This window comes from Bacteroides mediterraneensis (assembly GCF_016900355.1).
Taxonomy (GTDB): Bacteria; Bacteroidota; Bacteroidia; order Bacteroidales; family Bacteroidaceae; genus Phocaeicola.
In genome coordinates this window covers 79494-89346 of sequence record NZ_JACJKA010000016.1, presented here as the reverse complement: position 1 = coordinate 89346, position 9853 = coordinate 79494, and the positions used below count along the sequence as shown (strand labels likewise).

13 protein-coding genes and 1 pseudogene are annotated in these 9853 nt (G+C 38.8%); 12 read left to right on the top strand and 2 right to left on the bottom strand.

Translation table 11 applies throughout. From position 1 onward, the window contains the following. Positions 1–282, top strand: a pseudogene (locus H6A28_RS10005) (SOS mutagenesis and repair protein UmuC); the annotation flags it as partial. Here the strand turns inward: H6A28_RS10005 and H6A28_RS10000 are convergent. After that, positions 265–921: a DUF6624 domain-containing protein gene (locus H6A28_RS10000; protein ID WP_430641275.1), complete on the bottom strand. Its 657-nt coding sequence runs from the start codon at positions 919–921 to the stop codon at positions 265–267. The pseudogene H6A28_RS10005 and the gene H6A28_RS10000 overlap by 18 nt on opposite strands. Before the next feature lie 279 nt (positions 922–1200). Between H6A28_RS10000 and H6A28_RS09995 the strand changes: the two genes are divergently transcribed. Further along, positions 1201–2472, top strand: coding sequence for a Y-family DNA polymerase (locus H6A28_RS09995; RefSeq protein WP_204479961.1), 1272 nt, complete (start codon positions 1201–1203; stop codon positions 2470–2472). 695 nt (positions 2473–3167) lie between these two features. Here H6A28_RS09995 and H6A28_RS09990 read toward each other — a convergent pair. Continuing rightward, positions 3168–3998, bottom strand: a complete 831-nt coding sequence (locus H6A28_RS09990) for a hypothetical protein (protein ID WP_204479959.1) — start codon at positions 3996–3998, stop codon at positions 3168–3170. Between the two features lie 572 nt (positions 3999–4570). Between H6A28_RS09990 and H6A28_RS09985 the strand changes: the two genes are divergently transcribed. From H6A28_RS09985 to H6A28_RS09940, 10 genes are all read left to right on the top strand, one after another. Further along, complete coding sequence (locus H6A28_RS09985) at positions 4571–4786, top strand: winged helix-turn-helix domain-containing protein (protein ID WP_087213221.1); 216 nt, start codon at positions 4571–4573, stop codon at positions 4784–4786. A gap of 165 nt (positions 4787–4951) precedes the next feature. Continuing rightward, positions 4952–5524, top strand: coding sequence for a hypothetical protein (locus H6A28_RS09980; protein WP_118419706.1), 573 nt, complete (start codon positions 4952–4954; stop codon positions 5522–5524). Between the two features lie 824 nt (positions 5525–6348). Continuing rightward, positions 6349–6957 (top strand): JAB domain-containing protein, encoded by a 609-nt coding sequence (locus tag H6A28_RS09975; protein ID WP_204480077.1) that lies wholly within the window; start codon positions 6349–6351, stop codon positions 6955–6957. 83 nt (positions 6958–7040) lie between these two features. Next, positions 7041–7307: a hypothetical protein gene (locus tag H6A28_RS09970; protein ID WP_204480075.1), complete on the top strand. Its 267-nt coding sequence runs from the start codon at positions 7041–7043 to the stop codon at positions 7305–7307. A 7-nt stretch (positions 7308–7314) separates the two neighbouring features. Then, positions 7315–7557 carry a DUF6956 domain-containing protein gene (locus tag H6A28_RS09965; RefSeq protein WP_204480074.1) on the top strand — a complete coding sequence of 81 codons (243 nt, stop codon included), beginning with the start codon at positions 7315–7317 and terminating at the stop codon, positions 7555–7557. Between the two features lie 51 nt (positions 7558–7608). Next, complete coding sequence (locus H6A28_RS09960) at positions 7609–8235, top strand: hypothetical protein (protein ID WP_204480072.1); 627 nt, start codon at positions 7609–7611, stop codon at positions 8233–8235. A gap of 82 nt (positions 8236–8317) precedes the next feature. Next, on the top strand, positions 8318–8635 hold the full coding sequence (locus tag H6A28_RS09955; RefSeq protein ID WP_204480070.1) for a hypothetical protein: 318 nt from the start codon (positions 8318–8320) through the stop codon (positions 8633–8635). A gap of 19 nt (positions 8636–8654) precedes the next feature. After that, a complete protein-coding gene (locus H6A28_RS09950) occupies positions 8655–9095 on the top strand; it encodes a hypothetical protein (RefSeq protein WP_204480068.1) in 441 nt (146 codons plus the stop codon). 160 nt (positions 9096–9255) lie between these two features. After that, positions 9256–9417, top strand: coding sequence for a hypothetical protein (locus H6A28_RS09945; RefSeq protein ID WP_204480066.1), 162 nt, complete (start codon positions 9256–9258; stop codon positions 9415–9417). 111 nt (positions 9418–9528) lie between these two features. After that, complete coding sequence (locus tag H6A28_RS09940) at positions 9529–9828, top strand: hypothetical protein (RefSeq protein ID WP_204480064.1); 300 nt, start codon at positions 9529–9531, stop codon at positions 9826–9828. Positions 9829–9853: the final 25 nt, after the last annotated feature.

Genomic DNA, 9853 nt, shown 5'->3' with positions numbered 1-9853 from the left:
ATGATAGCCCTTGTTGATTGCAATAACTTCTACTGCTCATGCGAGCGCGTGTTCAATCCGCTGCTCCGTGACAAACCTGTCGTTGTTCTCTCGAACAATGACGGCTGTGTCGTGGCCAGAAGTAATGAAGTTAAGGCGATGGGCATCAAGATGGGGACACCTCTCTATCAGATCTGTGAAGTCTTGGAGGCAAACAATGTGGCTGTCTTCAGTTCCAACTACAATCTGTATGGTGATATGAGCCGCCGGGTAAAAAAGATATTTTCAATTCTGCTTAAACGATTTAAACCATGAATCAAAAATAGATTCATGTAGTTTTATATTGTTTTTGTAAAACTCTTTACTCCAGCCGGTTTTAAGTCCGCAGTCTTTCATATATTCACTCAAAGGCTCAAGCCCTATTTCCTTTCTTAGTGAATCGACCTTATCAATATCCTGTAGAGGGACCAGATAATCCACTCCATCCCTGGTTATTCTCTGCGTCCCATAAATCTGTTTTTGTCCTTGGTTCATAAGGCACCTGTCAGTCAGAAAAGCATATTGCCAGCCCTTAGCCGCACCATCTCGGACGGCTTCTTTCAGTATAGGTAAATACTTATTCTGGATTAAAGAATCTTGGGAATGTTGAATACAAAGGAAAATAGCCTCGTTCGCTTCATATCCAATATCATCGGGAGAAAGCCAACCGTATTGGTCAATGATCTCAGCAACTCTGACAGCATTTCTTCGGTCTATGTCGTCCATTATCCTTCTTATTTTATTTACATTTTGTTTCTTCTTCGAAGCATCAAGCAGTAGCAATCGTATGCTTTGATCTTCAATTCTCATCTCTTTTAATTCTTCCTCAATAGAATGTAGTTCTGCATCATACTCTTTTTCATAAGCATCTAGAATTCTGATGTAGGTCTTATTAAACGACATAGTATCTTGCTTATCCAAATAATAATGACAGCTATCAATGATACTTGACAAATTTTGTGCTTCTGATTTATTACAGAACAACAAAAGCAAACAGATATAAAACAAGTTCTTTAACATACTTCAAAAAATTAGACATAAAATACCTAACGTAGGCTTTTTTTTGTTTATCAAGCGCAAAGCTACATATATCCTGACACTTATTCAATACCCTGTAGGGTAGTTTTGATTATTGATGATTATAGTTTGCTATACTATTGATATCTTTGCAACAGAATATTTATGATAGCCCTTGTTGATTGCAATAACTTCTACTGCTCATGCGAGCGCGTGTTCAATCCGCTGCTCCGTGACAAACCTGTCGTTGTTCTCTCGAACAATGACGGCTGTGTCGTGGCCAGAAGTAATGAAGTTAAGGCGATGGGCATCAAGATGGGGACACCTCTCTATCAGATCCGTGACATCTTGGAGGCAAACAATGTGGCTGTTTTCAGTTCCAATTACAATCTGTATGGTGATATGAGCCGCCGGGTTATGATGCTGCTGTCCGAGTTTACGCCGGAACTGACACAGTACTCGATTGATGAAGCGTTCCTGGATCTCTCAGGCTTCGGAGAAGGGGAGAAACTGGTTTCCTACGGTCGGAAGATTGTAAAGACCATCGGAAAGGGTACAGGCATCCCGGTTACAATGGGCATTGCACCGACAAAGACTCTGGCGAAGGTGGCAAGCAGATACGGGAAAAAGTACAAGGGTTATGGAGGTGTTTGTATCATTGATACGGAAGATAAACGAATCAAAGCTTTACAAAGGTTCGAAATTGGCGAAGTCTGGGGTATCGGCCATCGGAGCTTGGATAAGCTGCGCTATTATGGTATAAATACCGCCTTAGATTTCACTCAGAAAAGCGAGAGTTTTGTGCGAAAATTACTTACAATAACCGGTGTCCGCACTTGGAAGGAGCTTCGTGGTGAATCTTGTATCGATGTCGAGGAACTGCCTCAGAAGAAAAGTATCTGTACCAGCCGCAGTTTCCCTGACTCTGGTCTGTCAGAACTCTCCAGCTTAGAGGAAGCAGTCGCCAACTTTTCTTCCGAATGTGTCCGTAAGCTCCGTATGCAGCACAGCTGCTGTACAGAGATAACAGTCTTCGCCTATACCAGCCGTTTCCGTCTTGATCTTCCACAACACTGCATCAACCGTACCATTCACCTGCAAGTACCTACAAATGACCTTCAGGAACTTGTAAGTACCGCAGTCCGGGCACTCCGCATAGATTTCCGCAAAGAAGGCGGTTACCAGTACAAGAAAGCCGGTGTCATTGTCTGGAACATAGTTCCTGATTCTGCCATACAGACCAACCTTTTCGACACCATTGACCGTGAGAAGCAGTCACGCTTGGCCGCTGCCATAGATGCCATCAACCGCAAGAACGGCCACAACACAATAAAGGTAGCAGTCCAGGGCACCACAGACAAATCGTGGCACCTCAAATGCGAACACATCAGCAAGCAGTACACCACCAACCTCGATGATGTCATCACGGTTAAATAAAAAAGCCCTCTGACAGACAGAGGGCATAGGATATCAAGCACACCCGAGAAGGATTGTTTAAAAGGAATACTGTCTTTATCCTACATCACAAATATACGCAATATTAAAAAATAAAACAAGCCCTCATTGGAGGGCTTGCATGACACTTTTAACCTCACGGTTATCTTGCATCATTAGAGCTATTTTTAATGTATTTATTCAAAGGTGTATGGTCTTATTACAACTCCAATATAGTGATTTTAAAAGAAAATCAGACTTAATATTCTCTGTTTTAAAGCATATTAATCCATTTGAAAAACTAAAGAGCACCCTTCTGTGGATGCTCTTTAGAGTTATCATTTGAAAAACTCGGACCTCACGGCTGGAAAAGTTTGCTGTGTACTCTTATTTTGTTTAACTGATACAAATGTACGTGTTTGCAATATCTTCCTACGAGTTTCTGAAAAGAAATTTATAACATCATGTAGATTTCTTTTTTGCCTTTCTCATTTATCGTGACTATACAGCAAGACGGATATACAGGTTCGTTCTTTAACTTTCTATATAGTCTTCTTATCTTGTACTTCTTTATGGCTTTCATTATGGCATTCATATCTTTTCCTTTTTCGGTAAAGATATGTTCGTTCTCTTTCTCTGTAAGTTATCACTATGTTATTGTATTGTTAATGAATTTAGTATGGTTACTCCTGCCAACCTTATAATTTCTTTTCTGCCATATTGAGATAGGTTGTATCAATCATTTTAAGGCATCTATTGTATTCATCCATGTTCTTTATGTATATCTCCTGACATTCTTCTGCCGCCTTTATCAGTCTTTGATTATCTCGCTCAAACAAGAACTTGTCCCACTCTTCATGTTTAAAATATGTGTCTGGTATGTATTTTATCAGTTCCTTTTCTAACTCAAACCCTTTTCTTGCTTTGAACATGTCCTCTATAATCCACATCTTGAAGATTTCAAAATACTCTGCAAACTGGTTTATCTTCATTTCCTGTCTTGATATGAATGTTTTAACAATACCTCCTTCTCCTCCAAACCAGTCTCCTAAGAGAATACCGTCATAGCAGAATCCCCTGATATTATCCTCTTTTTCTTTGTAGCAGAACCAGCAGTTACTGTTGAAAATGAAGAACACCTTCATTATATCTTTGTCAGTAATAAGACGGTTTTCCTTATGTATTTTGAAGAACCTTTCCTTGTATCTGTCAAAGAAGTGACCAGAAAAAATAAAGGCTTCGTCTCCTTTAACCGTACCGGTCAGCAGTTGACCTTTATACTTGAATATCATATTGAATGTTGCATTTATTATACCAACCTCTTTTTTTGATTCGGCATAAAATGATATGTACCATTCGTTATATTTCTTTGTTTTTATAGTAGTCTCCCAAAGCCATGGGAATGACTGCCTTTTCAGTATAAGTTTCCTGAATTTAGTAGAGAATTTTCTCCATCTGGCTTTTACTTCCCTTGAGTCTGATTTAATTTCTCTCAGTACCTCTTCTGTTGTCATTGTGTCCAGTATCATATAAATTATATCTTGGGTTTATAAAACTTATTTTATAATAATATTGGTTCTCCCTTCAGGTATAACCAAATATTGTAAAGAAGTATATACATTAGCAGAGAAATCAGACCAGGGAGGAAGAAGAAAAATAGCTGATTTACTTTGTTATTACAAAACTAATATTTTCTCCTGATGATGATAATTTAAATGGTTATATTTTTAAGTTATCCATCAATTATTTGCTTTTGTCAGATGTTCTTCGTAATTTTATGAAACTCAGGTGGAGGTTCTGGTAATAGCCTATTACGGAAGACGTGCATGGCTCTGGGCGGTTAAGGCAACTTAACCGCTTTTTCTTTTCAATTTTTCTTTGATGATAGAAAATTTCTGTATCTTTGCCTCGTTATAAGACACTTATAACACTCCAATACTGTTATTCCCTTTTCATCTCTTATATTCTTGACAGTAAATCAAAGCACATTATAATTTAAGTTTATAGCTGCATCTGCGGCACGTCTATCGTATCCTTTCCAGGTTGTGATAGACATTTCCTCATTTTTTTACTTTTCATTATTTATTTAATCAATTTCAATATGGAACAGGTATTAATTGGTCAGAATGCCGGCGTTATCTGGCATATTCTCGATGGTAAAAAGAGTGTTGAACTTGCACACCTTAAAAAGGAATCTAAACTTTCAGACGCAGAGTTCTGGGCTGCTATCGGTTGGTTGTCTAAAGAAGACAAACTTTCCTTCTCTACAGAAAAAGTAGGTAAGAAGATAGTGAAGACATACTCTCTGAAAGACTGATTCATTGCGCATTTATGCTGTAGGCTTGCTTGATTCCTGATGGGATAGGCAAGTCTTTTTTTTACAATAAATTTTACAACACAATACGTTCAAATTATTTAATTTTGATTTTGTGACATAATCAAAATTCACTATTTTTGTCCCAAACCACACAAATCAGCTTATATGGAAAATAAATTTGAACTAGTTGAAAAATATAATATTGATGTGGATGTCTTTATTGATGAAGACGGTGTAACTCCTGTTGGAAAACTCCCTGACAACCATCTTACCAAAGAGTTTCTTCGCCTGTATTTTACTGGACAGATTACAAAGGTCTGGAAGAGATGGCTTTCTGATATATATTATGCGATGACTTCAAAAGGAAAGGAAATCTTTCTTCCTAAAACTAATCTTACAGCCTGGGATATTGAGAAGATTATTAATGACAAGCGTGGCGGAAAAAGAGCAGGTGCGGGCCCCAAGCTGAAGACTGGTTATGTAACGACAACTTTAAGGATACCTTCTACCCTGAAAGAGAGTTTCAAGTGCTATATCGATATGTACACTCAGTACTTCAAAGGTGATGAAGAAAACATTCCATATTTCACAAACGAAGAAGATAGGCTGAACACAATCAGGGATATGATGAGTGTACTAAAATATGAAGAGCATCTGATATATGAACGTAGAAGAAGAGCTGCCGAGGAAGAGGAAAACAAACGTCAGCTCAAACTCTTTGGTGACGAAAATCAATGATATTATAGCTTTTGAATCTGTAACACAATCAAATCAGATTAGGGTATGCTTGGTTGTTCCTTGCATACCTTTTTTATGTCCTTTGCTTTCTTTTCCCTTCTATCCCATATAAACATTATTCTTTCTGGTACCTCCAACATTTACTACAAAAGTAACTCTAAGGATGTCCCTTACAGTTGCCTTATAATCCTAATGCTCGAATTATCAACACTATACATTTTGCCATCTTTTTTGTCTCTCACCAACATTCTGTACAAAAGTAACTCTAAGCTTTCCCTACGAGCAATAAACTATTTCCTGGTGTAGGTAAATATGATAAACAAAAAGCTGTTCGTCACACCTTTCAGGAAGACTAAAGCCTGTCCGTTACTGGTCTACTCTCTTTACAGTGAACCTTTGTTCTTTTGTCCCAAATCTCTTAATCGGTATAACTCTTTTTCCGATTGTCTTAGAATGGTCTTTTTGTCTGTCCGCTTCCTCATTCCAGGTCGAAATATCCCCATCTGAGAGCCTTTGTTTTTTGACGGCAAATTTATAAGGGTTAGTGGAAATGAAAGAGTTCCGGCTAAGAGCCTTTGCCCTGAAAAAAATAACGATGTTGTCTGCGACTTCCCCAACATTTTTTTCGTTCAAAACTTTTCTAATTCCACTTTTCCTGAAAAGACAATGCCGTAAAAAAAAGGCTCAAACTCAGATGGGGAATGATTCTCAATCTAAAAAAAAAGTCAGCGGACAAAAGACCAAACCAAGACAAAGGTTTTAAAAAAAAGGTCTAAATCTAGCTGAAGAATAATTCAAGGTTTAACACTCTAAAGCATACGGATATGAGAAAAGGATTTGAAGTGAACGGCGACTACAGACTGATGGACAGTTCAGAACTTGTGTACATTCTTACTAACAGTGCAGTTATGGTAAATAAGGTACAGGAAAAGGAAGTGGTTTATGGCGAAGAATGCAGCTTTGAGGATGTGTTGGCGAAGATGACCCCGGGCAAGCGCAATCTCGTCATGGCAGGTGTGGAGCTTTACAAACGCTGCAACTCAAACAAGAACCAAAGACCGGTTATCAGACAGAGTACAGACATTTATGACTATATGCAGCCTGTTTTGGGAGATAACAAGACCGAAGAATGTTGGGCTATCTTAATGAACTCGTCTGCAAGAGTTATCAAGAGAATACGCATTTCTTCCGGTGGACTGAATACATGCCTGATTGATATAAGGGTACTGCTTAAAGAGGCTATTCTTTGCGAGGCTACCTCATTTATCCTTTCTCACAACCATCCGAGCGGAAACAAAAAACCGAGTACAGAGGATGATAAGCTGACCCAATCGGCAGCAACGGCAGCCAAGACACTCAATATCCGAATGCTTGACCATGTTATCATCTGCAATGATTCTTACTACAGTTATGCAGATGAAGGTAGAATCTAAGTGAGCAGAGTAGCACAACCTTAAAAATAGGTTGTGACTACTTTTTCAAGAAAAAGTAGCAAAACAATTAAATGACAAACATTATGAAGTGGATTGAAATGATGGTTAAGAAATTGACCGCAAGATATATGAGCCTGAACCGTCAGTTTAAGGTACAACGGCATACCATTGTGTGCCAGAGCGGTATGGAGGACTATGTTAGTGTAACGATAGACTGTACTGAATCTTTCAGCTTTGACTTTTGGACAAAGGAACTTACCTGTGAATATGGCAGCAGATACTTTGATGATGTATCAGAAGCATTCAGAAAAGTGTACGGAAATATTACCATTATCAATAACTCTAAATGACTGTATTATGGAAAAGAACTATGAAACTTTGCGCATTAAATTCAACAAACCGCTTGCTGAAATAGATAAGGAGTTCGATGAAGAAAAGGAAATGTTCGGTGTAGAGAGCTTAAAGGAGTTCATAGACGGATATGAATCTTCAAGGTTTACTCAAATAAGCGAAACGGAAGCTATTATCACTTCTGAATACAACATGAACCATATCGTTGACTGGATAGAGAGGTTTGCCGAAGATATGGTTTACTCTTAATCTGATTATGTCACAGAATCAAAATGCTATTAATTTTCAAAATCTACCGATATGAACACAACAACGATACATCCGGCAGAAGTATATCTCCGTAACCCCAACAACCCATCTTCACTGTACGTAAAAATCAACGGTAAGCGCAGAAGGCTTTTTATCAATCGTCAGGAAGGAGTGATAGGTATAATCGCAGAGAGGAAGAAAAGGAAAGGCTATAGGTTTTATGATTGGGCATCCATTCAGGCTGTTTATTATCCGACCGGTGAGGATGATAAGGAAACCGTCAGAAAAGAGGTCTTGAAATATAAGAAGCTGGCGAGGCTGGCTTCACATACCAACGCCTGGCTAAGACAGATTGCAGATGCAGATCCGGAGAAGTCACTGTTTGAAAACCATATCACGACAGGAACCACCATTGACGGAAAATGTATCAGACTGAGCACCATCGAGAAGTATTGCGGCTACATGGTGATGGAGTGTTTCAGGGAAGCCTTCAAAAAGAAGGAGAAGTATTCAAGCTACAGGTTTGACTTTTGTGGCTATGACGGCACACTCTGGTGTGAACCCCGTGAGGACGGTGACATGGTAGCAGGCTTTATGAAGGAATACCGAAATACCGGGAACGGCTATTATTATCTGCTTATCAATGACAATACCATGATAGGCTATGACATTGACTGACTCTTTTTTCCCTATCCTTTGGTTCAATGTATAAAGGATAGGGTATAATAAACAATTATACAACACTTTAATTTGTTATCTTATGAAACCGGAAATAATTATTCAGCAAGGCTTGAAAAGTGCCAATATATTACTTAAGAATGCACAGCAGAGAGCTGCAGAACTTGACCACCTGAAGGGAGAGCTTGTAATAATCACAGATGCAAACGGCAAGACCTTCAAAGGCTTTTTCAGGAGTGTTGAGTTCATCATCATGGACAACACGATTACCGCCAGATATACAGTCTGCCATATTCTTGAATGTAACGGCTTTATAATGCCATCAGAACATACTGACGAAGTATATGACGCTGTGGATATCCGCAAGACATCCTACAAGAACTACAGATATAAAGTTTAACCCTATAGAGCACTTTGATATGAAAATAAAACTTTCACCTTATACAATCGCATCAAACTGTACTGACCTTACTGACATCCGTGACGGTATCAATGAAATCCAGGAAGAAATGAAAAGACTTGTTTCCGAAGGAAAGAATGTTCCGTCATTCTTCTACTCCAGGTTGTCGAAGCTCCAGGCAAAGAGGAAAAAAATTGAACAGAAAAACCAGATTCACATGAATGTGACCATCCGTTTCTTCATAGACGAGGAAACTCTTACAATGGCTGTACGCCATTGCCTGCACTTCCAGATAGAGCCATCTTTTCCGAACGTAAAGAAAGCCATCAGGAATGCAGTCCTGAACAACGGCAAATCCATCATTGATTTCCCTGAATCCTGGGGTGATGACCTTATGGATGTTGAGAATGAGAAGGTAAATGAGGCATTGAGGAAGATACGGACACAGTTTGGTTTCTAGTCCTTTTCTTTCCCTTTGGTGAATCTGTAAACGATTATTCAAGAGTACTTGATTTCCAGTATAAATTATTGTTGGTATATTTGCCAACATAAATATAATTTCTTACATTTGTGAAGTAACTTTAAGCGTGGGGGCAACACGGTAAATTCTGCATTACTATATGAAAACATTAAAGACATTCGTTCAGGAATCCCTCCAGTTCTATCAGGAACACCCTGAATGTTTCAAGCATTCCTATTCTAAGCGTATGGGAGGCACCCAGACAGTAGTCATTGAAGGACTGGGTGAGTATTATTTCGATGACCGGGATTACTATTCCTGAAGGGGCAAAAAGTACAATAACGACTTCATACATGAACATCTGGGCAATATTCAGGTTACGAAAGCTGAATTTGACGAGAGAGTACAGTCAAGAGCCAAATCCCTTTATAATATGCAGAAGTCCAGAATTCAGGCTGCACGTGAGTATAGAAAATCCTATAACCAGGCTGCTGAGAAGATTGGCAGAGAACGGCTCGATGAAGGTCTGGAGCTTGTAAAGAGTTTCACTGACAAAACTTATCTTTTCATTGATAATGTCATGCTATACAAAGCCTACAAGTCTGAACATGTTTCCATTGAAATAGTCTCTGACGAATACAGAAACGGATTCAACTGGGATGAATGGTACAGCGCACCTTATGCTGCTGATCTCGGAATGACACCTGACAACAAGAACCTGTTTATCTGTTAGGTGCATTTGAGTACTTCATATTTAT

Excerpts from the sequence above, each read along its gene's own strand:
- H6A28_RS10000 (WP_430641275.1), bottom strand. The coding sequence starts at position 921 with ATGTCGTTTAATAAGACCTACATCAGAATTCTAGATGCTTATGAAAAA.
- H6A28_RS09995 (WP_204479961.1), top strand. The coding sequence starts at position 1,201 with ATGATAGCCCTTGTTGATTGCAATAACTTCTACTGCTCATGCGAGCGC.
- H6A28_RS09990 (WP_204479959.1), bottom strand. The coding sequence starts at position 3,998 with ATGATACTGGACACAATGACAACAGAAGAGGTACTGAGAGAAATTAAA.
- H6A28_RS09985 (WP_087213221.1), top strand. The coding sequence starts at position 4,571 with ATGGAACAGGTATTAATTGGTCAGAATGCCGGCGTTATCTGGCATATT.
- H6A28_RS09980 (WP_118419706.1), top strand. The coding sequence starts at position 4,952 with ATGGAAAATAAATTTGAACTAGTTGAAAAATATAATATTGATGTGGAT.
- H6A28_RS09975 (WP_204480077.1), top strand. The coding sequence starts at position 6,349 with ATGAGAAAAGGATTTGAAGTGAACGGCGACTACAGACTGATGGACAGT.
- H6A28_RS09970 (WP_204480075.1), top strand. The coding sequence starts at position 7,041 with ATGAAGTGGATTGAAATGATGGTTAAGAAATTGACCGCAAGATATATG.
- H6A28_RS09965 (WP_204480074.1), top strand. The coding sequence starts at position 7,315 with ATGGAAAAGAACTATGAAACTTTGCGCATTAAATTCAACAAACCGCTT.
- H6A28_RS09960 (WP_204480072.1), top strand. The coding sequence starts at position 7,609 with ATGAACACAACAACGATACATCCGGCAGAAGTATATCTCCGTAACCCC.
- H6A28_RS09955 (WP_204480070.1), top strand. The coding sequence starts at position 8,318 with ATGAAACCGGAAATAATTATTCAGCAAGGCTTGAAAAGTGCCAATATA.
- H6A28_RS09950 (WP_204480068.1), top strand. The coding sequence starts at position 8,655 with ATGAAAATAAAACTTTCACCTTATACAATCGCATCAAACTGTACTGAC.
- H6A28_RS09945 (WP_204480066.1), top strand. The coding sequence starts at position 9,256 with ATGAAAACATTAAAGACATTCGTTCAGGAATCCCTCCAGTTCTATCAG.
- H6A28_RS09940 (WP_204480064.1), top strand. The coding sequence starts at position 9,529 with ATGCAGAAGTCCAGAATTCAGGCTGCACGTGAGTATAGAAAATCCTAT.